The 26,923-nt window shown below is 64.3% G+C and carries 17 protein-coding genes and 1 pseudogene; 6 read left to right on the top strand and 12 right to left on the bottom strand.

Features of this window, described 5'->3' with window-relative positions:
* Positions 1-143 precede the first annotated feature (143 nt).
* Positions 144-1,682, top strand: coding sequence for an FAD-dependent oxidoreductase (locus R4P95_RS26690; RefSeq protein ID WP_317745454.1), 1,539 nt, complete (start codon positions 144-146; stop codon positions 1,680-1,682).
* Here the strand turns inward: R4P95_RS26690 and hsaA are convergent, their stop codons facing one another.
* Complete coding sequence (gene hsaA / locus R4P95_RS26685; RefSeq protein WP_317745459.1) at positions 1,683-2,849, bottom strand: 3-hydroxy-9,10-secoandrosta-1,3,5(10)-triene-9,17-dione monooxygenase oxygenase subunit; 1,167 nt, start codon at positions 2,847-2,849, stop codon at positions 1,683-1,685. It lies immediately after the preceding gene.
* A gap of 184 nt (positions 2,850-3,033) precedes the next feature.
* Here hsaA and R4P95_RS26680 point away from each other — a divergent pair, with 184 nt between their 5' ends.
* From R4P95_RS26680 to R4P95_RS26670, 3 genes are read left to right on the top strand one after another with little or no spacing between them, the layout of a single operon-like run.
* Positions 3,034-4,197, top strand: a complete 1,164-nt coding sequence (locus tag R4P95_RS26680; RefSeq protein WP_317745462.1) for a Rieske 2Fe-2S domain-containing protein — start codon at positions 3,034-3,036, stop codon at positions 4,195-4,197.
* Positions 4,175-4,429, top strand: coding sequence for a hypothetical protein (locus tag R4P95_RS26675; protein WP_317745467.1), 255 nt, complete (start codon positions 4,175-4,177; stop codon positions 4,427-4,429). The genes R4P95_RS26680 and R4P95_RS26675 overlap by 23 nt, the downstream gene beginning before the upstream one ends.
* A 22-nt stretch (positions 4,430-4,451) precedes the next feature.
* On the top strand, positions 4,452-5,243 hold the full coding sequence (locus R4P95_RS26670; RefSeq protein WP_317745472.1) for an SDR family NAD(P)-dependent oxidoreductase: 792 nt from the start codon (positions 4,452-4,454) through the stop codon (positions 5,241-5,243).
* Between the two features lie 461 nt (positions 5,244-5,704).
* On the opposite strand, the gene R4P95_RS26665 is transcribed toward R4P95_RS26670, so the two are convergent.
* The 7 genes from R4P95_RS26665 to R4P95_RS26635 form a co-directional block, all read right to left on the bottom strand.
* Positions 5,705-6,220, bottom strand: coding sequence for a hypothetical protein (locus R4P95_RS26665; RefSeq protein WP_213575129.1), 516 nt, complete (start codon positions 6,218-6,220; stop codon positions 5,705-5,707).
* 1,357 nt (positions 6,221-7,577) lie between these two features.
* The gene (locus R4P95_RS26660; RefSeq protein WP_213575131.1) at positions 7,578-8,351 is read right to left on the bottom strand and encodes an SDR family oxidoreductase; all 774 of its coding nucleotides are present in this window, start codon (positions 8,349-8,351) and stop codon (positions 7,578-7,580) included.
* 108 nt (positions 8,352-8,459) lie between these two features.
* The gene (locus tag R4P95_RS26655) at positions 8,460-8,900 is read right to left on the bottom strand and encodes a tautomerase family protein (protein WP_213575133.1); all 441 of its coding nucleotides are present in this window, start codon (positions 8,898-8,900) and stop codon (positions 8,460-8,462) included.
* Between the two features lie 146 nt (positions 8,901-9,046).
* On the bottom strand, positions 9,047-9,946 hold the full coding sequence (locus R4P95_RS26650) for an alpha/beta hydrolase (protein WP_213575135.1): 900 nt from the start codon (positions 9,944-9,946) through the stop codon (positions 9,047-9,049).
* Positions 9,947-10,377: 431 nt separating this feature from the next.
* Positions 10,378-11,289, bottom strand: coding sequence for an MBL fold metallo-hydrolase (locus tag R4P95_RS26645; protein WP_213575136.1), 912 nt, complete (start codon positions 11,287-11,289; stop codon positions 10,378-10,380).
* Positions 11,290-11,485: 196 nt separating this feature from the next.
* Positions 11,486-13,513, bottom strand: coding sequence for an acetoacetate--CoA ligase (locus R4P95_RS26640; RefSeq protein WP_213575138.1), 2,028 nt, complete (start codon positions 13,511-13,513; stop codon positions 11,486-11,488).
* A 40-nt stretch (positions 13,514-13,553) separates the two neighbouring features.
* On the bottom strand, positions 13,554-14,507 hold the full coding sequence (locus R4P95_RS26635) for an AraC family transcriptional regulator (RefSeq protein ID WP_317745473.1): 954 nt from the start codon (positions 14,505-14,507) through the stop codon (positions 13,554-13,556).
* 156 nt (positions 14,508-14,663) lie between these two features.
* Here R4P95_RS26635 and R4P95_RS26630 point away from each other — a divergent pair, with 156 nt between their 5' ends.
* The gene (locus tag R4P95_RS26630) at positions 14,664-16,991 is read left to right on the top strand and encodes an ATP-binding protein (RefSeq protein ID WP_317745477.1); all 2,328 of its coding nucleotides are present in this window, start codon (positions 14,664-14,666) and stop codon (positions 16,989-16,991) included.
* A gap of 794 nt (positions 16,992-17,785) precedes the next feature.
* The gene (locus R4P95_RS26625) at positions 17,786-17,977 is read left to right on the top strand and encodes a hypothetical protein (protein ID WP_317745483.1); all 192 of its coding nucleotides are present in this window, start codon (positions 17,786-17,788) and stop codon (positions 17,975-17,977) included.
* 150 nt (positions 17,978-18,127) lie between these two features.
* Here R4P95_RS26625 and R4P95_RS26620 read toward each other — a convergent pair whose 3' ends face one another.
* From R4P95_RS26620 to R4P95_RS26605, 4 genes and pseudogenes are all read right to left on the bottom strand, one after another.
* On the bottom strand, positions 18,128-21,406 hold the full coding sequence (locus R4P95_RS26620) for a protein kinase domain-containing protein (protein ID WP_317745487.1): 3,279 nt from the start codon (positions 21,404-21,406) through the stop codon (positions 18,128-18,130).
* Positions 21,407-21,863: 457 nt separating this feature from the next.
* Positions 21,864-23,677, bottom strand: a pseudogene (locus tag R4P95_RS26615) (zinc ribbon domain-containing protein).
* The gene (locus R4P95_RS26610; protein WP_317745489.1) at positions 23,674-24,579 is read right to left on the bottom strand and encodes a recombinase family protein; all 906 of its coding nucleotides are present in this window, start codon (positions 24,577-24,579) and stop codon (positions 23,674-23,676) included. The pseudogene R4P95_RS26615 and the gene R4P95_RS26610 overlap by 4 nt, the downstream one beginning before the upstream one ends.
* 345 nt (positions 24,580-24,924) lie before the next feature.
* Complete coding sequence (locus R4P95_RS26605) at positions 24,925-26,442, bottom strand: long-chain fatty acid--CoA ligase (protein ID WP_317745494.1); 1,518 nt, start codon at positions 26,440-26,442, stop codon at positions 24,925-24,927.
* Positions 26,443-26,923: the final 481 nt, after the last annotated feature.

Genomic DNA, 26,923 nt, shown 5'->3' with positions numbered 1-26,923 from the left:
CATTCGATCGCGGCGGCGCCGAAATGCGTCCGGTGAGTGGGACCAGCGGTGCATTACGTCGCCCGAATGCGATTGCGTGGACGCCACGACTGGGCGTCAGTCAACACCCACAGGCATCACCCACCCCAACGGAGGACACGACGATGCAGGACTGGACAACGGAGTGCGACGTTCTTGTAGTCGGCTCGGGCGGCGGCGCGCTGACCGGCGCATATACGGCCGCCGCGCAGGGAATGCGCACCCTCGTCCTCGAGAAGACTCCACTCTTCGGCGGCACCTCCGCCTACTCGGGCGCCGCCGTCTGGCTTCCGGGCACAGCTGTCCAGGAACGGGCCGGCATCGGCGACTCCACCGAGCTGGCTAGCACCTATCTGCGCGCCGTGGTCGGCGACTCCGAGGTCGAACGCCAGGAGGCGTACGTCGCCACCGCCCCTGAGGTCGTCGACTTCCTCGAGCAGAACCCGCACCTCGACTTCGAGTGGCGTCCCTTCCCCGACTACTACAAGGCGCCGGGCCGCATGGACGCCGGCCGCGCGATCAATCCCCTCGATCTGCCCGGTGACGAGATCGGTGACCTTCGTGAGGTCATCCGTCCGGAGGCCGACGTCGATCGCGCCGGGCAGCCGCACCCCGAGGGAACTCTGATCGGCGGCCGCGCGCTGATCGGGCGTCTCCTGATGGCGTTGTACGGGACCGGCCATGCGGAGCTCCGCACCGAGACGGCGGCCCACACACTGATCGTCGAGGACGGTCGTGTCGTGGGTGCCGAGGCCACCGACGCGGCCGGGCAGACGATCCGCATACGTGCACGGCGCGGCGTTCTCCTCGCCGCCGGAGGGATCGAGGGCAACGCCGGTCTGCGCACCGAGAACGGCACGCCGGGGAAAGCCGAGTGGAGCATGGGACCGCGGGGGGCGAATACCGGCGATCTGCTGGCGGCGGCCGTGGAGGTCGGCGCCGACACGGCACTCCTCGACGAGGCCTGGTGGTGCCCGGGTGTCGAACTTCCAGACGGCTCAGGCGCTTTCATGGTGGGTGTGCGAGGCGGAATCCTGGTGGACGACACCGGGGAGCGGTACCTCAACGAGTCGTTGCCTTACGACCAGTTCGGCCGCGCGATGATCGAACACCGAAGTGCGAACAATTATCTGGTCTTCGATTCCAGGGAGGGCGGCCCCGTCCTGCCGGCCATCTCCATCCCGTCGATTCCGGCGCAGCAACACCTCGAGGCGGGCACCTGGGTCACCGCCGACACCATCGAGGAACTCGCAGAGAAGATCGGCGTCCCGTCCGACACGCTTCGGCGCAGCGTCGAACAGTTCAACGACTACGCGAAGCACGGTGTCGACGAGGCGTTCCACCGCGGCGAGGATCCCTACGACGCCTTCTTCTGCCCGCCCGGAACGGGTGCCGATGCACCACCGAATCCGGCGCTCGGACCGATCGCACAGGGGCCGTTCTACGCTGCCCGCATCATCCTCAGCGACCTCGGCACGAAGGGTGGCGTCCGCACCGACGCCGATGCCCGCGTGCTTCGCGCGGACGGCAGCCCGATCGACGGGCTGTACGCGGCAGGGAACACCAGCGCGTCATTGAGCGGACGCTTCTATCCCGGCCCCGGGGTCCCGTTGGGCACCGCAATGGTGTTCTCCTATCGGGCAGTGCAACACATGCGGAACTGATCAGACGAGGTTGTCCTCCACCGGAAGTCCGAACGCGCCCCTGCCGAACAGTGCGAGGGCGCGTTCGGGTTCGTTGGCCACATGCACGCTGCCCGCGTGAGCGTCGCGCCAGGCCCGTTCGATCGCGTTGCCCCGAGACAGCGAGCTGCCCCCGGCAGTCTTGAAAAGCAGGTCGATCGCGTCCAGCGCCCGCTCGGTCGCCCGCACCTGGTCGCGACGGACTCTCAACCGCAGCGCCATCGGAAGTTCCTCATCCGCGACCGCGAGCTCCCACAGCTCACGGACGTTGCGGTCCATCTGCAGGATCGCCGCATCGATCTCGGACGACGCCCGGGCCACCGACACCTGGGCGAACTGGTCCTCCACGAAGCGGCCACCCCCGAGGCTCAGACGCACGCGTTCACGCATCACCGTCAGGAACCGCTCGTAGCAGCCGGCCACCACACCCACACCGGGGGCGGTGACGGCCGTGGTGAAGATGGTGGCGAACGGCAAGCGGTAGAGCGGTCCCCGGTTCACCTTCTGCCCCGCTCCCCGTAACTGCGCGGTCTCGAAGTTGCGTTTGGTCCGGTAGTCGGGCACGAAACAGTCGTCGACGGTGATCTCGTTGCTGGCCGTCCCCCGCATACCGACCACGTCCCACACGTCGTGGATGCGGTAATCCGACCTCGGTACGAGCGCGGTGAGGAAATCGACCGGCCTACCTTCCGTTCCCACCACCATCGCCCCGAGCAGCGCCCACGACGCGTGCTCGCAACCCGAGGAGAAGTGCCAGTCACCGGACAGCCGGTAGCCGCCGTCCACAGGCGTCAGCCGCCCCACGGGGGCGTACGCGGACGACAGCAGCACCGAATTGTCGTGGCCCCACACGTCGCGCTGAGCGCGGTCGTCGAACAGCGCCAGGTGCCACGGATGCACACCCAGCACCGACGCGAGCCAACCCGTCGATCCGCAGACCCCCGAGATCGCACGCACCGTCTCGTAGAAGTGAACAGGATTGCACTCCGCACCCCCGTATCGCTTGGGCTGCAGCATTGCGAACATCCCGGCGTCCCCGAGTTCGCGGATCACCTGTTCGGACACGCGTCGCGATTCGTCCACCTTGTCGGCGCGCTCTGCGATCATGGGCAGCAATTCACGGACCGACAGCAGCACCTCGTTAACCATCTGCGGAAGGGTATTGCGCGATCGGGGCACCGTGGACGACCGTCTCGCTCAACGGGAAGCGTGCGCACACCCACCACACGTCAACCGGTCCCGTCCAGTGAGACGTCTCGGATCGGCCTCCTCCCACTGACCTAGCGTGCTGAACACCACAGGTACGAACGAGCAGGAGAGGACGGGACGCTTCGTGAGCACCCAGCAGTCCGACAGAGACGAGGTCCGCGAGATCGTTGCGGGCGCTGCACCGACCCGATTCGCCCGCGGCTGGCATTGCCTCGGTTTGTCCCAGGATTTCCGGGACGGCCAGCCGCATTCCCTCGAGGCCTTCGGCACCAAACTGGTGGTCTTTGCCGACAGCTCTGGCAAACTCGCCGTACTCGACGGCTACTGCCGGCACATGGGTGGCGACCTCAGCCAAGGCACCGTCAAGGGTGACGAGGTCGCGTGTCCGTTCCACGACTGGCGCTGGGGCAGCAACGGGCGCTGCAAGAAGATCCCGTATGCCCGCCGCGTACCGCCGCTGGCTCGTACCCGCTCGTGGCACACCCTCGATCAGGACGGAATGCTGTTCGTCTGGAACGACCCGGAGGGTAACCTGCCGCCGGCCGACGTCACGATTCCCCGAATCGAGGGGGCGCTCGACGACGACTGGACGGACTGGTTCTGGTACCGCACCACGGTGAACACGAATTGTCGTGAAGTGGTGGACAACATCGTCGACATGGCGCACTTCTTCTACGTCCATTACTCGTTCCCCACCTATTTCAAGAACGTCTTCGAAGGCCACGTCGCCAGCCAGTTCATGCGCGGCCAGGCCCGCGAGGACATGCGCCCGCACGCCTCCGGACAACCCAAGATGGTGGGAAGTCGTTCGGATGCCACCTATTTCGGCCCGTCGTTCATGGTCGACGACCTCACCTACCAGTACGAGACCCACGACGTCGACTCCGTCCTGATCAACTGCCACTATCCGGTCAGCGCAGACGAGTTCGTGCTGCAGTACGGGATCATCGTCAAGAAGTCGAAAGAACTCGAGGGTGATGCCGCCACCGAGATGGCGAAGAACTTCGGCACCTTCATCGCCAAGGGATTCGAGCAGGACATCGAGATCTGGAAGAACAAGACCCGCATCGAGAACCCGTTGCTGTGTGAGGAAGACGGCCCCGTCTACCAATTGCGCCGGTGGTACGAACAGTTCTACGTCGACGCCGCCAACGTGACACCGCAGATGACCGAACGGTTCGAGTTCGAGCTCGACACCACGCGCCCGGTGGAGTCGTGGAAGAAGGAAGTGGAAGACAATCTCGCACGAAAGGCGCTGGAATCCGATGCAGCCGCTGCAGTGCACTGAGTGCGGTGCGCGGGTGCTGGTCCAGAAGAACAGCTGGGAGCACACGTCCGTGCAGTGGGACGACCTCGCCCGCGGCCGGTGCCACCAGATCGCCGGCTCCGGCGACGGCCGTCCCGGGTCTCCCCGGAAGGGCTGCGAGGCACTGACCACATCCATCGTCCGAGCGGCGGAGCGGGGCGACATCACGGTGCGCGACCCCGACCCGGTTCCCACCCCCATCGTCGTCTCCTGAACTTCCTTCGAAAGGACTCTCAATGATCGACACCCACCAGTACGGGCCATGGGCCGTGATCGCCGGCGGGTCGGAGGGCGTCGGCGCAGGTTTCGCCGACGAACTGAGCCGCGCCGGAATCAGCCTCGTGCTCATCGCCCGCAAGCCGGAACCACTCGAGGAGACGGCCGCGAAGGTTCGCGCGAACGGTGTGGAGGTCCGCACGCTCGCGCTCGACCTCCTCTCGCCGGACGCCTTCGACCGCATCCGCATCGCCACCGACGACATCGAGGTGGGCCTGCTGATCTTCAACGCCGGGGCGAACGGTTACGGGCACGAATTCGTCAGCGGCGACCTGACCGGATTCCAGGGCGTCATCGACCTGAACATCACGTCGCAACTGCAGCTTTCGCATCACTTCGGCGCGAGAATGAAGGAACGCGGGCGGGGTGGCATCATGTTGGTGGGGTCGCTGGCCGGATATATGGGTTCCGAACACCAGAGCATCTACGCGGCATCGAAGGCCTTCGGGCGCATCTTCGCGGAAAGCCTGTGGCTCGAACTGGCACCGTTCGGCGTCCACGTACTCGAACTGGTCCTGGGCGTCACCCGCACCCCCGCGATGGTGCGGGCCGGACTGAACTTCGACCTCCCCGGCATGAACGTCGCCGAACCCGAAGATGTCGCGCGTGAAGGACTCGCACACCTAGCCGACGGACCCGTCTGGGTGGCGGGCGGCAACTACGAAGCAGCCCAGAAGCGGAGCGGATTCCCCCGCGACACACTCGTGCAAGGTGCCGCCGCGGGTATGCGGAAGCTGCTTGGTCGCGGGTGACGGCGGGCGGCCGCAACGGTCGCCGCCCGACGTCAAGACGAGGAGACCGATAGGCGTCCGCGCCATGGGTGATCGCGGTGACCTCGACTGCGCGAGCACCCGGCGTGCAATGCGGGCTCGTGACGACGTTCGCCGACCGTGCACTCGGCATCGCGGCCCGCGCGCATACCGGCGCCCCGATACGGGGGCGCTGTGTAGAGGCAGACTGATTCCTCACCGTCGGGTAAGTGAGGTTCTAACCTCGTCTAGGCGACGAACATGGAGCGGTTTTCGGCAACGTACTCGGCGAACGTCTGAGGCCGGTGGCCCAACAGCGCTTCCAATCTCCCCGTGTCAGGCGCGACTTTCGGCGCGGCTCCCGACTTCAGGGCTTCACCGAGAGTCGAGATATGCAACGCCATGTCGGCGTTGACGGCAGTGTTCCCCGACCTGCCTCGCTCGATCAATTCGTCATGCCACCGCTATCGGTCGACAGTCTCGAACGTCACCTCTTTCTCGAGCTCGGTCGTCAAAATCGCAGCGATATCCCCATGGTTCAACAACTCCGCGCCCGGTGGATAGTGAATATTTCCGCCGCCGAACAACTGTGGGTCGATAATGGCGGCCACCCCGACATCGGCAGCATCTCTAGCACCAATCCACGGGACGGATCCCTCACCGAAGTTGTTACGGATTATGCCGGCATCTCTGATGGTGTCGCCGTGCATCACTTCCACGTTCTCGTGGAAGAACCCGGCCACCCGCAGAACGATCGGATCGAGACCGCTCCACGTCAGAATCTCCTCCGCGAGCGCTTGCGCACGTCCTAGATGACTCGGACTATCCGGGCTCGCCGGGGCCATGGACATGACAACAACACGCGGTACGTCAGCACCTGCGCGGATTGCCGATGCCAGATTCGCTGCAGCGGGGACGATTCCGCTATTCACCGGATAAGCGAAATAGACGGCGTTCATACCATCGACCGGTTCAACCATTGACACCCTGGCCGATTCGGCTAGAGGCGCCCGCCTGGATCGCGTCCTAGCTGTGCGACCCAAACCGGGCCGCACTGCTAGGCGATGCACGCAAGACATTGGCCGAGGAGAAGCTCGCGCCCTTCATCAAGGAGCGCGGCGACGACTGGGAGATCCACATCGACGAGACCCTCATGAACCTCTGGGCGCACGCAGGGTCTGGTGCCGCCGCCGGAGTCGGACATGGAAAAGCTCTGGGCCAAGGAGAACCGACCCATTCCGTACGACGTCGCTGTCTCGTGACTGAGGATCCCGGGGTACGGCGTCGCTGTGCCGCGGGCCTTGTCGGTCCGGACTCCGGGCACTGATCCCGACACGGGCCGACGGTCCGGCTCCGGCCTGTGGGCGGTTCCCGAGATCGATCGTGACGGTCGCGGGCGCATTCGTGCCGGCAGAAAGCGGTCAACTCGTAGGCGTTCTCCGCGAAGGGCTGGTCCTGGACGCGGCCCGTCCCGGCCTTGCGGCGATCACGACTATTTCGGCAGTGTCGCCTTCCAAATGCGCTGGCAGACAGGAATTTCTATTTGCCCAATAGCAATTATTATGTAAACTAGTAATTTGGTTATTCGCATGGCCTGCGAATACGACCACTCGTGGCAACGCTCCTCCGCTGCCGTCTCCGAGGGTATTCACCTGCGGTCCTGGTGAATTGGGTGAGGCGGTGACATTTGTGATACGCAGCTGCAGGTGCCGGACTTCGTTGCGGCGCAGGCCCCTCCGTAGAGGGTTTTGAACGCCACCGCATCACGCCACACCGCCAAGGCACCCTTGCGGCCGGACCGCAAGATTCGCTCCGGTTCGAGGTCAGCTACCCCCGCGATCAAACACCCCAAACGATGAGCGACTCCCCGCCATGAGATCGACAGAATTTGATAAGTCCCTTATCCAGTCAACTCGCGTATCTGCATCAGATTCCTCATTCCCAGTGCCCTTGTCGTTTCCTCAGTTCTTGGAGGGGGTGAAGGAGGTTCGGCAGATCGATTCCACCACCACCCCAACATTGCCGGGCAGAGCAGGGAATTCACCGCCACGACATGTCGAAGTTCAAGGAGTTCATCGAAGGGGGTGAGGATGATCTCGCGCCGGGCCGCGCGGGGCCCGAGGAGGTGGGTTCGATCATTCGTCCTCGGTCCACGCGCGACGGGTGACGGCCCTCGGCCGAAGGGGTCAGCGGTCGAGGGTCTCGCCGCCTGTGGACTGCCGTCGAGCCGCGGTTCCCGGGGAACGGTTTCCCGGGCAGTCCGCTGTATTTCGCCGGGCATTGAATTATGGTGACCTCACGTTGGACTCCCGTGACACAACCCATCCTGTGAACTTTTCAGAACAATTGGCTCGTGAAACCACCGTCGACGGTCAAGGCACTCCCGGTGATCATCGAAGCTTGGTCCGAAGTGAGGAAAAGAGCCGCATCTGCGATATCCTCTGGGGATATCAACCGCCCCTGCTTCTGGTCGATTACCTGAGCGAAACCGCCAGAGGCGAGGCCCATGGTGGACTCCCAAACTGGGACTTCAGACTCAATGAGCGGAGTATCAACGTAGCCGGGCACCAGGGCGTTAACTCGGACTTTCTGTGCTCTGAGTTCACCTGCAGCTGTTGCGGTGAGGTTACGAACTGCAGCTTTCGACGCCCCGTAAGCCGCCGCGAGAGGTGTGCCCCCGGTCCCCGAAATGGACGAGAGGGTGAGGATCGATCCACCACCGGAATTCGCGATAGCCGCCGCGCTGTGCTTGATGGTCAGGAAGACACCGTCAAGGTTCACTGACATGGTGGATCGCCAAACATCGAGCGGCGTCTCCGCGATCGGATGCGATGCGCTGATTATCCCAGCGTTGGCGACCACGTGATGCAAAGCCCCATGCTCTTCGACAGTGCGTTCTATCAGCGCAGAAACGTCCTGCTCGCGGGTCACATCAGCCGGAATTGCGATCGCGCCGGGGATGCGGGAAACAACTGCCTCGGCGGCTCCGCGGTGTCGATCGGAGACGACAACCCGAGCGCCTTCCTTCGCGAACCGGGCGGCAATCACAGCGCCGATTCCGCCGCCCGATCCAGTGACGATCACGACCTTACCTTCGAGTGATGCAGGCATGGCCACCTTCCTTTCCATTAGACGATGTACTGAGCCAGTTCGAGTTCCGCGGGATGAGAGGACCGACAAGGCCCGGGGCACAGCGCCGCCGTACCGCGGGATCCTCTGTCACGAGGCAGCGACGTCGTACGGAATGGGTCGGTTCTCCTTGGCCCAGAGCTTCTCCATGTCCGACTCCGGCGGCGGCGGCACGAGACCCTGCGTGCGCCAGAGGTCCATGGGGGTCTCGTCGATGTGGATCTCCCAGTCGTAGCCGCGCTCCTTGATGAAGGGCGAGAGCTTCTCCTCGGCCACCGTCATCATCAGTGCGCGGACCTCTGCGGTCTCCATCTGCCGGGCGATGTGATCGAGTCGGATCCGGACGAAGTTGTTGTTCGCCTTTCCCCCGACATACATCGTCTCCTTCGGCATGTCCTTGAACAGGACGACCACGTAGAACCGTGGCAGGTTGACGTAGTCCACGTAGATCGACGTGATCGCCTCGGACAGCTGCTCCTTGTCCGCGGGGGTGAAGGCGTTCTCGGGCGCAAAGATCTCCCAGTACGGCATTGCGGGTTCCTCCTGATGATGAGTGCGGCGGGATTTGTGCCGCGATAGCGATTGCTTCTGTCGGGCGGTCCGAATGGGCTCATCAAACTGAGGTCTGATGTTGCCCGCCCGAAGGTTCTTGATGGGCCCGTAGTCGCGGACGGGTCCTATGCCAGGGCGCGCACGAAGTGGTCGCACGCAGCCTTTGACGTCGTCTCGAATGCGGCACCCGTGTAGACGTCGAAGTGGCCACAGGGCAGTACGAGCAACTGCTTGGGCTGCAGGGCCCGTTCGTAGGCCTCGAAGGCGAGTTCTGCGTATGCACTGATGTCTTGGTCAGCCACGATCATCAGTAGTGGGGTCGGTGAGATCCGGTGGATTCCGTCGCCGGGCTCGAACTCGACGATCCGCTCGAGCGAACCGAGGGTCACCTCGTTGCGCCAGGACGGAGCCCTGTCCTGCGCGGTTTTGGTGAAGAACTCCCAGGATTCGGCGCTGGACATCAGCGCGGGAGCCAGCGGATCGGCGTCGACGGCCGGCATGAGCGTGGGCTCCCCGCCGTCGTATATGTTGCGTCGTTCGCCGTCCAGCTGGGCGCGCACCGTTGGCAGGAAGTCGGGACGAACGAGCCGCGTCATCTGGCCGGACCCGCTGATGAACGGGACCTGGGCGACAACGGCTCGCACCCGACGATCGACCGCGGCCACGCTCAGCACGAGGCCGCCGCCATGGCTGGATCCCCAGATGCCGACACGGCCGGGGTCGACGTCCTCGCGGCCAGTCGCATACGTGATGGCGTGGCGAAGGTCGCGGGCCTGGGTGATCGAATCGATGTGCTGGCGCGGAGCGCCGTCGCTGGCGCCGAAGTTTCGGTGGTCGTACACCAGAACGTTCAGTCCCGCTTGGGAAAAGGACTCGGCGTAGTCGTCGAGATACATTTCCTTGACGGCGGACAGTCCATGGACCATCACCACCACTGGGCCCTTGGAAACGACTCCTTCCGCGGGATAGAACCATCCGCGCAAGGTGACATCGTCCGCTGAGAATTCAATATCCTCACGTGGCATTGGAGATCCTTCCGAAATTTGTACGCTTGTTGAAGAAGGTAGTGACGTGGGACACACCGTTGAAGGGATGCTTGCGCCTAATCCGAGTACACGTCCGCCACGTGCGGTTTGCCGTTACCTCGGCCGCGAAATCCCATCGATATCCGCTTCGGGACTGGGCCGGCCGTCGAGACGCATCCGGTTCGGCCCGGCCGGTTTCACGGCGCGACGTACGACTCGACCGTGGTGCCGTTGCGCGGTGAGCGAGTCGCACAATGTCTCGCTGCCACCGCGCGGTATCGAGTGGCGGTGCTCGAGCCGAACGCCTAGAACTGCACCCATCGCGGCGATGGGCCGGGGCAGGAGGGACCCGCGTCGAGGCTCGAGGCTCGCTGTTCTGCGAGTCCCGAGCTGCGGCGGCGTTCGCTGGGCGCGGGGTCCTGCCCGGGTAGTTACGGCCGGATGTCCGCCGCGGTCGAACCTGCGTCTCGAAGCTGGATCGCGTTCATGGCAGAGAACTGCAAGGTCCAGAGGTTTCCATGCCCCGGGTACTTCGCCGACATGATGCGGACCAGGTCCTCCGCATCGTCCGCAACCTCGTAGGCAGCGGCGAAGTCATGGATGTAGGCCCGTGTTTCGGCGATCATGGAATCGACGGCGTGGTCGTCGCCGTCGGGCCTGCGGTGGCCGGCGACGATCACCTTGGGTGCCAGCTTCTCTACCAGGTCCACGGTCTCGAGCCAGTCTTGCCATTCCTCGGGCGTCGACAGGCCGAGCATCGGGTGGATCTCGTTGTAGATGGAGTCACCGGCCACGACGACATCGATCTCCGGGATGTGCACGATCGTCGTGGGATGGATGTCGGCCTGCTTCACCTCGACGATGTTGAGAGGCGAGCCGTCGACGTAGAGCGTGTTGACGTCGATCGGGTCGGGGAGCGCATCACTGACGACGCAGGCGTCGCCGAACAGCATCGCCCACTGCTGTTGCTGCAGTTCCATGGATTCCTTCATGGCCTCGACCACGTGGGGCAGTGCAACGCACTTCGCGTCCGGGAACCGCTCCATGAGGGGACCGATGCCCAGGTAGTGATCGGCGTGGGCGTGCGTCACGTAGATCGTCGTGAGTTGCTTCCCGGTGCGCTCGATCAGGTCCCCCAGGTCCCGGACGTCATCCTCGAGGTACTGGGCGTCGATGAGCACAGCTTCGGTCGGACCGCTGATGAGGGTCGCGGTGGTGGGCGAGAACGTCCCGCGGGGAATATCAGGCCAGTCTCCCGCGGGGATCTCGGGCCAGCGACCGACGTACACGGTCGCTCGGATCGGCGGGGCGGCTGCGGCGGGCGGGCGGGTGTTGGTATCCACGAGGTACCTCCAGGTTGGGTGATTTGGTCAACGGCTTGCGGGTGGGACGTGCGGCCCGCCACCGGTAGATCAACGGTAGGAGCGCGCGATTACCGGGGGCATAGGTCGACCGTGCCCAATACCGGTACATGGCCGCCACGATTCGCTGGACGTGACGAAACCGACCGGCTCACGGCCAGCGGGTCGTCGTTCTTGGTCACGCGCCCTGCAACGGTGAGTTCGCAGCACGAGTGGCTGCGTAGCGGGCAAAGGTTTCCAGCAGGGACGGGTCGTCGATCGATCGTGCTTCGGCGACCGCGGAGACGTCGTTTCCTTGCAGGATGCGCTTGACCGGGACTTCGAGTTTCTTGCCCGTTCGGGTGTGCGGGATCGCCCTGACGACGATCACGTCGTCCGGTACGACGCGGGGCGAGACTGCCTCGCGGATCCGCCCGATGATGCGCTCGCGGAGCGCGTCATCGAGATCGGCGTGATCGGACAGTGCGACGAACAGCGGCATCCAGTACTCGCCGTTCTGCTGCTCCGCCCCGATGACGAGGGCTTCCGCTACCTCCGGGAGTTCTTCGACGACGCGATAGATGTCGGCGGTACCGAACCGGATCCCGTTACGGTTCAGCGTGGAATCAGAGCGTCCGTGGACGATCACGGTGTTTCGTTCGGTGATGGTGACCCAGTCACCATGCCGCCAGACTCCCGGGTAGCTCTCGAAATAGGTCTCGCGGTAGCGGGCCCCGTCGCCGTCGTTCCAGAATCTGGTCGGCATGGACGGCATCGGCTGGGTGACCACCAGCTCGCCCACGGCATCGCGCAGGCTTCGGCCGTCGGCGTCCCACGAGTCCAGGGCCACGCCCAGGTATGGGGCTGTGATCTCTCCGGCCCGCACCGGCAGGATCGGCACGAAGCCCGCGAATGCGCTGGCGACATCGGTGCCCCCTGTCACCGAGGCGAGCGGCACATCGCGGCCGACGTGATCGTTGACCCAGGAGTGCAGCTCGGGAGGGACCACGGAGCCGGTGGCCCCGAGGGTCCTCAGTCGACGCAGATCGTGGTCGGTGCCGGGTGACCGGCCCGCTCGGGCGCAGGCCTGGAGGTATGCCGGGCTCGTGCCCAGCACGGTGATCTTGTGCCGAGCTGCGAGCGCCCACAGCGCGTCGTCGGTCGGGTACGACGGACTTCCGTCGTAGCAGACGATCGTCGCGCCGACGAGGAGGCCGCTCACGAGGGAGTTCCAGACCATCCAGCTCGGCGAGGTGTACCAGAGGTACGTGTCGGAAGGCCCCACGTCGAGATGGAGAGCCAGGGCTTTGAGGTGCTCGAGCACGACTCCACCGTGGCCGTGAACAAACCCCTTCGGCTTCCCGGTCGTCCCCGAGGAGAACAGCACCCAGAGGGGGTGGTCGAACCGCACGTGCGCGGGGGTCATGGCCGGCCCATCCCCTGTGACTGCCTCCACCCACGGCGTGGTGCCTGCGGGAACACTCGTACCCGAGTGAAGTCGGCCGACGACGAGTACCTCACGCAGCGTCGGCATCCCGGCCTGCAGGGCTGGCAGGGCCGCGAGCCGGTCGACCTCGCGCCCGCCGAAGCGGTAACCGTCGGCCGTGACGAGGACCACCGGTTGGAGCTGTCCGAGGCGGTCGACAACCGCTTCGGGTTGATAGTCCTGTCCGCAGCACGACCAGGTCGCTCCGACGCTCGCGGTGGCGAGGAAGGCGATGACTGCCTCGGCGATGTTGGGGAGGTATCCGACCACGCTGTCGCCTTCGCCGACGCCCCGGGCGCGCAGCCAGTTCGCCAGCGCGGTCACCTGGCGGGCGAGCTCGGTCCAGGAAACCGTCCGCGGCCCGGCCCCGCCTGGTTCGGAGTCGTCGATGATCGCTGGGCGGGACGACTGGGCGTGGCTCAGCACCGTGTCCACATAGTTCAGCCGCCTGCCGGGAAACCATTCGGTAAAGGGCATCTCCCGGGTTGCCAGCACCGGGCCAACGCCGGTCATGCGCACTCCGAAGTATTCCTTCATCGACGCCCAGAATTCCTCCGGGCTGGTCACCGACCAGTCCCACAAGGACTGGTAGGAGGTGGCCTCGAATCGGCCGGTCGCCTGCAGCCAGTCGATGAAGTCACTGATCCGGGCGTCGGCGATCCGTTCTGCCGAGGGCGACCAGGCGATGTCCCCGGGTCCGATCGCACTCACCTCCACGGTCGCGTCCATTCCGAAATCCATATCTGCACCCTTCTTCACGCGTTGCTAGTCAGAACGGGCATCAGCAGCCGTGGCTTTCCCGATACTCGCTCGGCGAGACCCCGAAGCAGCGGTGGAACTCCCGGCGAAGGTGGCTGGGGTCGTAGTAGCACCACCGGTGAGCGATCGTCGCGATGGTCATGTTGGAGTTCACAAGTTCCTCGCGGACCGCGGCCATTCGCCGTGCGCGCACGACCGCGGTCATGGTGTCCCCGGTCAGGGAGAAGGCCCGGTGGATGGTTCGTGTCGAGACGTTGTGGGCGGCCGCAAGGTCCTCGATGTGGATCGGACCGCTACGAAGATTGCGCGTGATCCAGTTGTCAATCTGTGCGCGCAAAGCAGCCACGGCCGATCGACCTGTGACAGAGCCGGTCTCTGCGCGGATGATGCCGACAGTCAGTGCCACCAGCGCCCGGCGGGTCGCCTCGATCTCCGAGGGATGCATGGCTGGTAGCCGGCTCCAGACCTGGTCAAGGGTCGTAAACAGGACGCCAACCAGCGGCCGGTCCTGCTCGAGCACGAGGCAGCCGGGAATGTTCGCGTCGCAACCAGCTGCCAGCAGCGCGGCCCGCGGCAGGGTCAGCGTGCGTTTCCTGACCCGCTCCGGCACCGCGAAGCCGTCACCGTCGTAACCGCCGGTGGCCACGACCACTGTCCCGTTCACCAGCGCGGCATCCGTGCCCGCGAAGGAAAGTCGCTCGTCGCCCCAGTCACCTGCCACGACCACGACGACATCGCGCTCAGCGTCACGATCTTTACCCAGCGACAGCACGCTGTGCAGGGGCGGGCAGTCCCAGTCCGCGAGCTGGAGGTCGCCGACGTCTCGCGAACGCAAGCGAGTGGCATTGCCCCACCTCTTGCGGTGTTGCACCGTCATGGGCCCCGAGACATCGCGGACCGCAGTCTCCCAGCGGGCCCCAGGCCCGGCCGCCTCGACGTCGAGGACTTCGATTTCGGTGGCTGCGGTCGCGGTCATCGGGGCCTCTCAAAGCAGTGGACTAGGTTTGATGTGCCTGTACAGCGTGCCTGTGGACCACCACGGGGGGCATTGTGTGAATCACGTATTCCATTACCTATTCGCGCTGCGGCCCGACCGCTCCCGGTCGGACGTGAGCGTTAGTCTGGTCGGACCATGGCTTCACTGTCGGCGAACCAGCCGGACAACCTGCCCGCGGATCTGACGAGTTTCTTAGGCCGTCGATCCGAGACCCAGACTGTCCGAAAGCTTCTCTCCGCCGACCGGCTCGTCACGTTGACCGGGGTAGGCGGGGTCGGCAAAACCCGCCTCGCACTGCGGGTTGCCCGTGATGTCCGCCGCGCCTTCCCGGATGGGGTTTGCCTGGTCGAACTGGCGTCCCTGAAGGACCCAGACCTGCTGCCGCACACGCTGATAGATGCACTCGGGATTCGCGAGCAGTCAGCCCCTGCCCCGTTGGTCCTCACCGACTACTTGCGCCCCCGGCACACCTTGTTGGTCCTCGACAACTGCGAGCACATACTCGAGGCAGCCGCGGACCTGGTGGACCGGCTGCTCCGGGCGGCGCCGAAACTGCGGATCCTCGCCACGAGCCGACAAGCGCTGATGATCGCCGGTGAGCATGTGTACCCGGTTCCGACGCTCCCGGTGCCCGACGTCGATGTCCGTCTCGCTCCCGGCTCGGCGACGCAGTTCGCGGCTGTCGACCTGTTCGCCGCCCGGGCTGCTGCGGTCGTTCCCGGGTTCGAGATCATCCCCGACAATGAACAGGCGGTCATCCGGCTCTGTCAGCGGCTGGAGGGGATCCCGTTGGCGATCGAACTGGCAGCGGTACGGTTGCGCGTGCTCACGGTGGAGGAGCTCGCGCATCGGCTGGATAGTCGGTTCGAGCTGCTTCGCGAGGGCAGTCGTAACTTGCCGGAGCGGCATCAGACTCTTCAGGCACTGATCGACTGGAGCTACGAGCTGTGTACTCCGGCGGAGCAGACGCTGTGGGCGCGCGCATCAGTGTTCGCTGGTGGGTTCGGTCTCGACGCGCTCGAGGCTGTCTGCGCGGACGAGTTGCTTGCCGAGGAGGTCATTCTCGACACGGTGGCCGGGCTGACTGACAAGTCGATCTTGATCCGAGGCGAGCACGGCGGGCGTGTCAGGTTCCGCATGTTGGAGACTATCCGGGAGTACGGCCAGGCCCGACTACGAGAGTCCGGCTCCGAAGCGAAGGTGCAGCGCAGGCACAGAGATTGGTACTGGCGGCTGATCGAGAAGGCTGCCGCGCAGTGGTTCGGTCCGGGTCAGGAGGCCTGGGCAGCCCTGCTCCGTATGGAGCATCCGAACGTGCGCTCGGCGCTCGAATTCTGCCTCGCGCGGCCAGACGAGGTGCGCGTCGGACTGCGGATGGCGGGCCTGCCCTGGTTCCTCTGGACTGCGCTCGGCTTCATGACCGAAGGCCGACTGTGGCTGGACCGGGCGTTGGCAATCGATCAAGAACCGAGTCTCGAGCGGGTTTGGGCGCTGGGCACCGCCGCTGACATCGCCGTCTTCCAGGGCGATGAGGCTGCTGCTACTGCACTGATCGACGCCGTCCACGATCTGGCGGGCCGACTGGGCGACCCACAGGGCCTGGCTTACGCAACCCATATGCTCGGCCTACGCGAACTGGGCACCGACCCGAGCGCTGCGATTCCACTGTTGGTTGAAGCGCTCGAGCGATATGGGCGCGCCGACGTACCCGCCGACTACCCCAACAGTGTGCGGCCTGCACTGACCATTGCCTACTTGCTGTCGGGCGAGCTGGACAGAGCCGCCGACGTGGTCGAGGAGGCATGCGAACAGTGCAAGCAGGCCGGCGAGCGTTGGCTGTTGTCCTACGCCATGTGGGCGAAGGGGTTCTTGAGGCTCCTCCAGGGCGAGCTCGAGCAGGCCGAAGCCGATCTGTGCGAGGCGCTCCAACTCAAGCGGTTCACCCAGGACAGTCTGGGCCTGGCGTTCATCCTGGACGTTCTCGCCTGGACCGCCGCGGCGAGCGGCGACTGCGAGCGGGCCGCCGTGCTCCTCGGCGCATCGGACCAGGCCTGGCAGACCATTGGCGTCCCACTGCTCGGAGCGAAACACCTGCTCGCGCGGCGCGAACAGTTCGAGAACATGGCTCGGCAGGCGATGGGCAACCCCGGCTTCGACACCGCGTTTGCGCGTGGAGGCCAGCTCACCGTTGAGGACATGCTGACCTTCGCGCTCCGAGAGCACCGAGTCTCCCCCGTCGAGCCCCGACAGGCCGACAGCTTGTTGACACCTCGAGAGCGCGAGGTCGCGGAGCTGGTGGCGCAGGGAATGTCGAGCAAGGACGTGGCGGCCAAGCTGGTCATCTCCCGACGCACCGTCGACGTACACGTGGAGCACATCTTCGAAAAACTTGGGTTCAACTCCCGCACTCAGATCGCGACCTGGGTGGCACAACGGCGCGCGCCGGAATCGCCAAATCGGTGATAGCTGGGCGGCGACTGTCGCCGACACGGTGACCTCGCGATCTCGGAGCCGCGAGATCTAGGCGGACGCCGCGGCGGGGCTGTTCTCCGGCGCAGGTCTCGCCAACTTCGGTGACAGCTGTTCTCGAATCCTGCAGTCCAGCAACACGTATCAAGAAGGCTTGTCGAGGGATTGCCGGTCGCCGCACCCGACCATGCGAAGGGCGAGTTCGACGTGGCGAGCCGCGATAATGCTTGGGTCGGAGTAGGCGTGGGAGGGGAACCACCTGCTGGCGAACTTTCCTTGAATGGCTGCATATTCGTGGGAAAGCGGCCGGTGAATGTCAGCAGGCGGACATCGACCTCTGGCTGAGCACTGGTCCGACAACCCGCAGCCTCGCGCGGACGTTCGTCCGTTGGTGTATCAGCAAAAAGCACATACCCTCGGTGAATTTTCCTTACCGTATTGCACGCACAACGCCGATGCTCAGCAACGATCAGAGAATAACCCATCTCCGACAACTCCTCGAATCGTCAGACATTGATCTTTGCATCGGTGTCGCTGCCGTCTTCCTTCTGCTCTACGCTCAGCCGGTTACCCGGATATATTCGATCCGAATGGACGAGGTGTCAATATCCGTCGACGGTCTCGAAATCAGATTCGGTAAGGATTGGGTACCTGTCAACGAACCGTTTGCAGAGCTGATCCGCGAATATTCCTCCAATAGACCGAACGTGAACACTGCATCGAATTCACATTCCAATTGGTTGTTTCCCGGATACGCGCCCGGAAAGCATATGCATGCACAATCCGTAATGAGGGGACTGCGGAAAATCGGAATCAATCTCCAAGGGGCCCGCAACAGCGCTTTACGTGAGCTCGTCCTCGAGATTCCGCCTGCCGTCGTGGCCGACATGTTCAGCTACCACGCCGCCACAGCCGAGAGGCACGCCCAGGCTGCTGGTGCCACCTGGTCGACGTACCCAGCGATGCGCGACGACGGGTAAGAACTCGAGACCAGGCAATACGAGACCTCACCGGTAGTCAGTTGGTTACTCGCCTGGCCCCGCGGTAATACTCCTCTGACCCGCGGTCACTCCAACGTCACGAATTTCCGGGCGCCTGTAGAGACGTCTGAGCGTCCGTACCACAGTGTGTCAGGGCATGGTTCGCCGTGATTCCACTACCCATGCAGCGATCTGGGCACGCGAGGTGAAGCCCAACTTGGCAAGAAGGTGTTCGATGTGCCCCTGTGCGGTACGCACAGATATCGTCAAGCGGGACGCTATCTCTCTATTGGTCAACCCCTCGGCAACCAGCTCGGCGACCTCACGCTCCCGCTTAGTCGGTCCGACCTGTCCAGTGATCGGTGTGTATGACGCCGGACTTTGCTCACCGAGTGCGTAGGCGACCGCGGACTCCACTCCCAGCTTGTTCCCTTTTCTCTGAGCTGCGGCAAATACCTTTTCGCTCAGCGCCCTCCGTGTATCTCGTTCACATCTCTCGCGGTACTGGACCAACCCAGATACGAACATCGGGGAACTCCCCATGGCATTGCTCAGGTTTTCTGCAGCTGAGGTCAACACCACGGCTCGTTCGAAAGCACCTTCCTCGGCCGCGATCCACGCGAGTGCCTGTAGGCACATGCTGATGACGAGCCGCTCATTGACTTTCCGAGCAGCGCGGAGCGCCTGTTGGAGTAGGTCGTTCGCCCGTTCGGTATTGGCGTGTCGCCACAACACCACGGCCAGGGCCCACAGCAAATACGACCGATGCACTGCTTCACCGCGCTCTTCGGTGACCGTAAGTGCACTCTCGTAACATTCGATGGCGCGCTCCGTGTGATCGAGCAACTCGTACGCGAACCCGAGACCTTGCAACAAGAGGATGTGGAGGGCAAGTGCACTCGGCACGGCGGCGTAGGTTGGTCGTGCGGCTTCGAAATGGACTTGTGCATAGTCGATGTCGCCGCCGTACAAGGCCCGGTAACCGTCGGCAAGGTCGATGTGCGCCTGCAGCAGAGGATCGGCCGATCGATCGGCGAGCGTCCGTCCAGCGTGGATGAGGATAGTCGATGCCTGCAGGTCGCCCTGCACTCCCGCCATCACGCTGGCCCAGAGTATTGCCTTGGCGCGGTCAACGCCTACGGTGCTGGGCGACAGCGCCAATAGTCGGTCGATCCAGCGCCGTCCTTCGGTCAACAATCCGCGCGATAACCAGAGAGGAAACAGTGCTGCGGCCATGCCAAGCCCGGACTCGGGGTCTTCGGAGAGACAATATTCGTGTGCCTGTCGTAAATTCGGCAGTTCGGCGACCAATCGGGTCAGCCACTCGAGTTGCCGCGGACCGACCCAGTCAGCCTCGGCGTCCGAGGACAGCTGCACGTACCAGTTTCTGTATCGGATACGTAGCTCGGAGTAGTCGGCGCCGGCACGGACCTTCTCCCGGCCGTAGTCGCGCACCGTCTCGAGCATCCGGAACCGGGCGATCGGAGCCGACTGCTCTCGAATGAGAATCGACTTGTCGACGAGAAGGGTGACGGTGTCCAGGAAATCGTCAACGGTCGGGTTCTGCCCGAAGATCTGCTCGGCCGCATCGAGTTCGAAGCTACCTGCGAACATGGACAGGCGAGCCCACATCAGTTGTTCCAGGGGTGTGCACAGGTCATAGCTCCAGTCGATGCACATCCGCAGGGTCTGTTGCCGTGACGGAGCGTCTCTGCGTCCGCGAGTCAGGAACCGGTAGCGGTCGGTGAGTCGCTGCAGAATCTCCTCTGGGGAGATCGCCCGAAGTCGCGCCGCGGCCAGCTCGATCGCCAACGGCAGGCCGTCGAGGCGCTGGCATATCCGGGCGATGGTCACCTTGTTGTCACCGGTGACCTCGAAGCCGGGCATGACCGCGGCGCCGCGCTCGGCGAAAAGCGCCAACGCGTCGTTGCCGGGCAGCCGTCTCGGCAGATGATCGGCGTCGGGTACCGCAAGCGGGGCGATCGGTAGCGCTATTTCGCCGCTGATACCGATCGGCTCGCGGCTGGTCAGCAGCATCCGCAGGCCCGGGCTGGTGCGGAGCAGCGCTTCGGAGAGTTTCGCGACCGCGTCGACCACCTGCTCGCAATTGTCCAGAACGAGGAGCACTTCGCGCGGGGCAAGGAATTCCGTGAGGACCTCGAGAAGTGGCCTCGCAGCTCGGTCTCGGAGACCCAACGCATCCGCCACCGTGTTGACGACAAGCGAGTCGTCGCGCAGCTCGCCCAGCTCGATCAGGAACACACCATCAGCGAAACGCGATTGCGTTCGATCTGCGACTCGCAGCGCCAGTCGGGTCTTGCCCACCCCGCCCATCCCGGTCAAGGTCACCATGCGGGCCGTCGACAGCAAGCTAGCGACCTTCGCCGTCTCCTCCCGACGGTCGATGAAGCTGGTCAACTCCAGCGGCAGCGCCCCGGTGCGGCCTGGATGCGGGGCTCGTGGCGCATCGTCGTGGGATGGTTGCGTTGGTGGCGTGTGACTGGAGGCGCTGTTGTCGGTTTCGTCGTGAAAGGTGCGGCCGGCCATGTCGTCGACCGGAAAGCCGTGCTCGTGTTGCAGGTGCCGCAGCTGCTGGCCCAGTTCCCCAACGGATGGGCGACCGGCAGGATCATTTGCCATCGCGGCCTCGATCACGGTGCTGACATCGTCGGCGATGCCGTGCTCTCTCGGGTCCGGCGTCGGCGCGGTGGTGATCCGGACGAACTGGGCGACCAGTTGTTCACCACTCCGGCGCTCGAACGCGGCGTGCCCGGTAACGGCGGCGAACACGGTCGCGCCCAGACCGTACACATCGGCCGCCGGACTCGCGGCACCGCCAGCGATGACCTCGGGAGCCGTGAAGGCCGGCGATCCCGTCACAACTCCGGCGGTGGTTTCGAATGCGCCCGAAATGTGCGCGATCCCGAAGTCGGTCAACGCGGGCTCACCGTAATCGGTGAGCAAGATATTGGCCGGCTTGACGTCGCGATGGAGGATCCCGAGGCCGTGCGCGGCTTCGAGGGCACCGGCGATCTTGACGCCCACGCGCAGCACGTCCTCCAACGTCAGCGGACCCCGCCTTCGGATCCGGGCGTCGAGGGAGTCATGGGTGTAGAAGGGCATGACGATATATGGCCGGTCGTGCTCGGTTACTCCGACCTGGAGGACGTTGACGACGTTGGGATGGCCGGTCAAGCGGCCCGCGGCCCGCTGCTCACGCAGAAATCGCGCACGGCTGTCCTCGTCGAGGTCCCCGGTCAGCACCTTCACCGCCACGGTGCGATCGAGCGCAGTCTGCCGACAGCGGTACACGACCCCGAAACCCCCGCGGCCGATCTCCGCGGCGTCGGCGAACCCAGCCGCCGCCAAGTCCGCGACGACCGACCCGGCCACATCCGGACGGGTAGCGAAGGGATCAAACTCCATCATGAAGTCCCTCGGATTGCCGAACCGTGTCGATTGTTTGCCCACTCGAAGTTACTCGTCCCAACTTCGACCCGCGCAGAGTTAGCCGACTCCGCACCTCGATGCTGTGAGGACTGAAAGGCCGACAGGACGTTGAAGCTGCGGGTTGATCCCCGGCTTTCGTCGATAAGGATCGCCAAGACCAGCAGGTCAAAAGAACGATCCAGGGCGGAGCGCGGCGCAGCTCGACGCGCGGGGACACCGGGGTGGCCTGGTAACCGCCGGAGGAGGGTACATCGACACGCCACCCCGTCCCGCCATACTGACCCGCAGCTGCGGTCGATCAGTTCGTGTGGCGCGGAAGGGTGTGCGGTTGATCAGTCGGCCTGCGTGTGGCGCCGCGCCTGGCGACGGGCGTGCCGGTCTCACGATTGACAGCCTGCAAACTCACCACCCCTTAGGATCTGTGAAGAGTCAGCGTCTACGTAACTCTCATACTTCCTGCCACTGATGTGGCAGAGGTTGGAGAAGTACGTACTTCACGGCTACCCGTAACAACATGCGATGCTGGTGCGGGTTTGACCGTGTCCCACACCGACGCTCGAGGTGCGGAACAAACTTTTTCTGATTCACCCCCACCGGTGGTGTCGCGGTGGGAACACTGCGGCGGACCCGGCGATGACGTGGCCGACTCGGGGTGGGACTGGTCTTGTCGCGGCGCTGCCGGACCGGCGCATGTTCGGCGATCCGAATTTCCGGGTTCCGGCCACGCCTGTGGACTGCTGCGCGGCGCCCCAGTAGTGCACGTTTAGCGAGGTTCACCCCTGCTACGTGATCACGATTGCCGCCGACCTTGCACCGTGGGCACCACGCCTGGTGGTAACCGCCCGGCCGGGAGAGTGTGTCGTTGCAGCCCGGGCACAGCGCCGACGTGCCGCGGGCCGGGACGGACACCACCGTCACACCGACCCCTGCGGCGGTGTGTGCGAGAGCGTCGACGGCTTTGCGGCGTGCGGACTGCGCGGCCCGGTTGTCGTTCACCCGGCCATGTCCCCGGGTTTCGAGGGTGCTGAGATCTTCCACCCCGATCACCGTCGCGCCGGCCGCGGCGGCGTAGTCGGTCACTTCCCGGCCGAAGTGAAAGGTGAGTTCCCGGTTGATCTTGCCCCGTTTGACACCGACCGCGGCGCGGTGGGCGTCGAGGACCGCGATCTTGTTTTCCAGGTCGGCGCGCACCTCGGGTGGTGCGGTCGCAGCGAGCCGGATCAAGCGTGCGGCCTTGCGGTGCAGGCGTTGACCTTCCGCTTGCAAGCGGGCCAGCTTGATACCCAGGCCCCGGTCGTCGTAGGTGAAGCCCCGGTAGTCCGAGACCAACCCGTCCGGGCGTTCGGTGACGATCGCGGCGGCACCGAGCGTGGCCGGTGACCAATCCACTCCCACCGCGGTTGTTGCCGCGTTCAGATCAGCAGTGGGTATCTGTTCTGTGGCAGCGCAGCGCAGCAGCACACCTCGGTGGTCGAGGACCAGGGTCGGCAGATGCCAATCCGTGATTGCTCTGCTGTGCAGGTGCGGTGGGATCGCGGCGATCAACCGGACCCGCCGCCACTGCGCCCGCCCAGTCGGGGCCTCATGCGTGGGAAGTTTCAGCGTCAACACCATCACACCGTCTGCGACGGTGATCTGCGAGAGTTGTCGATCGGCGGCGGAAAGCCTGGCCATCATCGATGTCTGCGGCGGTTCCTGTACGTCGGTGATGCGTAGGCGTTCATGGCTCGCACTTCCGGCGCGGCGGGCGCGCGCTGCGAGTTGCCGTGCCACGCCGCGTGCGAAGCCGGGCGGCACATACTCGCCGGCCGTGGTGGGCGGCGTCAGTCGGCCGGTGACGGGGTCGAACCTGGCCGACAGGGCACTGATGGCGGTATCCCGGTACGCCAAGGTGCGCAGCGTGCCGACCGCCTGGGAGGTGACCACCCGGGTCACCCGCGAGGGCACGTACACACCGGTGGGGTAGGACGGGTTCCACCCCAACCGCGCCGCAGCGACATGCCCCTGCACCGGGAGCTTCCGGCCTTGACCGTCGCGGCCGGCGGCGAGGGCATCGAAGGTGGCCGGTTGCCACAACCGGAACACCAACTCCGATTGCGCGGCGCCGATCAACTCGAGCATCCACCGGACACGACGATCGATGGTATCGAGCCCGATCGGGGCGCCGGTAGCGTCGTCGACCGCCGCGTAAAGGCGGGTGGTGTACGAGAACTGGCGCGGCACGGTACATCCGGCCTCGGCAACGGTCATGCCGCCTCACCGAGTACCAGAGTCAGCGATCCGCGCAGGACTTCGTTCTTCGGACAGCAGCAATGTCCTGTTCCGTCGCAACGTCCAGCGTACGCCCACCGGTGGTCGTGGGGGTTCCCTCCGACCACCCGCAACTCCGACAGTTCCCCCGCACACAGATCTTCCGTCGCAGCTCCCTTGACGAGGTCTTTCGACGCGCGGAACACGACGTCGTCGACGGTAAGCATCTCGTCGTCGGGCGACCGCAGCTTCCCGGCGTCGAGCAGCTGATACATCCGGTCGGTGCGGAGCTTTTCCGCCTGTGTGTCTGTGCGGGGCTGAGCTTCCTTCGCTGCGGCGCGGCGCGCGGTGCGGGCCGCTTTCTCGGCGAGCAGTTCGGCGAACCAGTCCCGCGCTGGTTCGGTGCCACCGACCCCATCCTCGGCGGTCGTGATGTCGAGCGGTGTGGCAATGTCGCTGGCACGCATCGCAGCACCGATGTAGTGCACGCGAATTCCCAGCCAGCCCACGACCCGCACCTGACACAGCACGCGATCGGCGCGGACCACTACTTTTCGCTGCCGCTTCTGCGTGTCCACCGTCTTCATCGGATTACCCCCGCAAACCGTGCTGCCGCATCGGCCGAGAAGACGGCGTCGATTCAGCCTCGACCGCAACTGACAGAACCGGCCCGAAAACGACGCCAGCAACGCCATGAAGTCATCGATCAACTCTTCCCCCACCGATGTGTCGCCATGCTCCCGCAGGACCTCGACCGTAACCCCGACCACCGACAAATACCTTTCGATCCAGGCGACACCGAACCTGACCAACCGATCCCGCCACACCACCCGCACCACGGTGAAGTGACCCTTGGCAGCGTCGTCGAGCATCCGGTCCAACCCGGCCCGCGTTTCCCACACACCCGAACCGCGATCCTTCTACACCCGATACACGACCCCGCAGGCGCTCTCGCGCAACACCTTCTCCCGATTAGCGAGCGAGGACTCCTACCCAGTCGAGCCGGACACCCGGCAGTACAACGCTTCCACCCGGTCGACCGGAACCTTGTCAGGGGCAGATCGGCCGAGATAGGCGTCGAGGTCAGCGCGATCGAAGACTCTTGACCGGAACCCTGTACCCCGTGAGGGCACCCGGCCTTCCGATGCAGCCTTGCGAACTCCCACGACTGACACTTCAGCTACACCGCGGCCTCACCCATTCACATGAAACGGAGAGTAGCAGTCAGGATTAGGAGGTATCAGAGACTACGTCAACTGTTGAGAGACTACGGCGGGCGGCTCAACTTGCCTGCGAAGAATTTTGCCGGTCGGTCCCTTTGGGAGGCTGGGGACAAACCAAATTTGCCGGGGGTACTTGTACGCGGCGAGCCTGGCGCGAACAAACTCGATTATCTCAGATGGCTCGGCGTGCGCTCCGCGTTTGAGTGATACGGCAGCTCCGATTTGCTCCCCGAGATGCGTGTGTTTGATACCTACAACAGCTGCCTCGGCAACAGCTGGATGCTCGTACAGAACCTCTTCCACTTCGCGTGGGTACACGTTGTAACCACCTCGAATGATGATGTCCTTTTTTCTATCAACGATGCTGTAGTAGCCATCGCTATCTCGTGTGGCGATGTCTCCTGTGCGGAACCAGCCGTCGCTTATGGCCTCCGCGGTGGCAGCCGGACGAGCCCAGTATCCCTTCATCACGTTCTCACCGCGGATTTGGATTTCTCCGGCCTCATCACATTCGACAATTTCGTTGTCGTCGTCGTCGACTAGGCGCAGCGTGCATCCGCGCACGGGAATCCCGATCGTGCCAGCTTTGCGTGGGTATCCGGGCTGGTTGAAGCAAGCAATGGGTGCGGTTTCAGAAAGTCCGTACCCCTCGTATATTTCGCATTCGAATCTTCGTTCGAACGCTTTGAGAACCTCGACGGGCATCGGTGCTCCCCCTACGATGCAGCAGCGGAGATGGGATAGCTTGACGGAGTCGGCGTCGGGAGAGTTGAGCATCGCGGAGTACATGGTGGGGACCCCTTCGAGGACTGTAACCTCATCTCGAATCAGGACACGCAGGGCTGATTCCGCATCGAACTTGGGGATCAGAGTCAGGAGGGCTCCTGACTTCACCGCGGCATTCAGTCCACAGGTCAGGCCGAACACGTGGAACAGTGGCAGGCACCCCAAGATGACGTCATTGGGCCCGGTTTGGATCAGAGTCTCGGCAGTCGTCGAAGCATTGGTCGACATATTCTCGTGAGTGAGTTCCGCCCCCTTAGGACTTCCCGTCGTCCCCGAGGTATAGAGAAGAACTGCGGTGTCGTCGCGGCTACGCTCCACAGGTTCATCGATCGGGTTCCCGGTCAGATCAGCGTCACTCGGACCACGGTCGTCGACCAAGAGCGCGGGAATCTTCTTTGCTAGTGCGGCTTTCGCAACCAGATCCCCGCGAGATCGCGAGCCATAGATGAGAGCCATCCCAGAGTCTTCCAAGTAATATGTGATCTCCCGGTCCTTGAGCATGGGGTTGATCGGAACTGCGACGGCGCCCGCCATCAGAACCCCGTAGAAGACGATCGGAAACGCAGGGACGTTCGGCAGTACGATGCCGACCCGATCGCCGGATCGAATACCTCGCGAATGCAGGTCGCCCGCCACTGCCGCAGCGGCACGGTGGAACTCTGCGTAATTCAAGGTGGTTTCATCAAGCCGGATCGCGGGTCGATCGCCTAGTTGCCGAGCAGTCTCGACGAGATTGTTTGCGAGATTTGATGACATCGAACGACTTCTCCTGGATTGGCGTGGCGTCAGGAGGCTACGGATGCGCCAGCGCTTCGGGACGTGAGGGACCGTCGCGCAAGTGAGCGAACCGACCTGAATTTTCGAGTTACGAGATACCCCGCGAGCGGGTTTCGCCGGCGTGCCGATGAACATTGCCCGTCGCAGTTCACGTACGTACAATATAAACGATGTGTCGAGTATGATCAACGTGCAGTCGAGATACTTAGCCAGATGCTTGCCTACGCAATGGGGAGGAGGGTCGACTTGGCGCTGTGCCGTCGATGGGTGACGCTCGCGCGGGCCATGAGCCCTGCACGCAAGGCTCATGGGCTGACGTGGGTCGAATCGCGTAATGGGTGCCGCGTCACCAATTTCGCATCAGTCGTCGACTTGCTACATGAACATTAAGTCAGATCGGCATGCCAACTTGGTCAAGACGGGCCTGGGAATTCGCCCCCGATTGTTTTACCGAACTGCC

Source organism: Rhodococcus sp. IEGM 27 (assembly GCF_033142305.1).
GTDB classification, from domain to species: domain Bacteria; phylum Actinomycetota; class Actinomycetes; order Mycobacteriales; family Mycobacteriaceae; genus Rhodococcus_F; species Rhodococcus_F oxybenzonivorans.
The sequence above is the reverse complement of the archived record's forward strand: the minus strand, read 5'-3'. Positions and strand labels throughout refer to the sequence as shown.

What these genes read in the sequence shown, in the direction of transcription:
- R4P95_RS26675 (WP_317745467.1), top strand. Translation starts at nt 4,175, where the DNA reads ATGCAGCCGCTGCAGTGCACTGAGTGCGGTGCGCGGGTGCTGGTCCAG.
- R4P95_RS26635 (WP_317745473.1), bottom strand. Translation starts at nt 14,507, where the DNA reads ATGACCGCGACCGCAGCCACCGAAATCGAAGTCCTCGACGTCGAGGCG.
- R4P95_RS26640 (WP_213575138.1), bottom strand. Translation starts at nt 13,513, where the DNA reads ATGGATTTCGGAATGGACGCGACCGTGGAGGTGAGTGCGATCGGACCC.
- R4P95_RS26650 (WP_213575135.1), bottom strand. Translation starts at nt 9,946, where the DNA reads ATGCCACGTGAGGATATTGAATTCTCAGCGGACGATGTCACCTTGCGC.
- R4P95_RS26630 (WP_317745477.1), top strand. Translation starts at nt 14,664, where the DNA reads ATGGCTTCACTGTCGGCGAACCAGCCGGACAACCTGCCCGCGGATCTG.
- hsaA (WP_317745459.1), bottom strand. Translation starts at nt 2,849, where the DNA reads ATGGTTAACGAGGTGCTGCTGTCGGTCCGTGAATTGCTGCCCATGATC.
- R4P95_RS26605 (WP_317745494.1), bottom strand. Translation starts at nt 26,442, where the DNA reads ATGTCATCAAATCTCGCAAACAATCTCGTCGAGACTGCTCGGCAACTA.
- R4P95_RS26620 (WP_317745487.1), bottom strand. Translation starts at nt 21,406, where the DNA reads ATGATGGAGTTTGATCCCTTCGCTACCCGTCCGGATGTGGCCGGGTCG.
- R4P95_RS26625 (WP_317745483.1), top strand. Translation starts at nt 17,786, where the DNA reads ATGAGGGGACTGCGGAAAATCGGAATCAATCTCCAAGGGGCCCGCAAC.
- R4P95_RS26655 (WP_213575133.1), bottom strand. Translation starts at nt 8,900, where the DNA reads ATGCCGTACTGGGAGATCTTTGCGCCCGAGAACGCCTTCACCCCCGCG.
- R4P95_RS26660 (WP_213575131.1), bottom strand. Translation starts at nt 8,351, where the DNA reads ATGCCTGCATCACTCGAAGGTAAGGTCGTGATCGTCACTGGATCGGGC.
- R4P95_RS26690 (WP_317745454.1), top strand. Translation starts at nt 144, where the DNA reads ATGCAGGACTGGACAACGGAGTGCGACGTTCTTGTAGTCGGCTCGGGC.
- R4P95_RS26670 (WP_317745472.1), top strand. Translation starts at nt 4,452, where the DNA reads ATGATCGACACCCACCAGTACGGGCCATGGGCCGTGATCGCCGGCGGG.
- R4P95_RS26665 (WP_213575129.1), bottom strand. Translation starts at nt 6,220, where the DNA reads ATGGTTGAACCGGTCGATGGTATGAACGCCGTCTATTTCGCTTATCCG.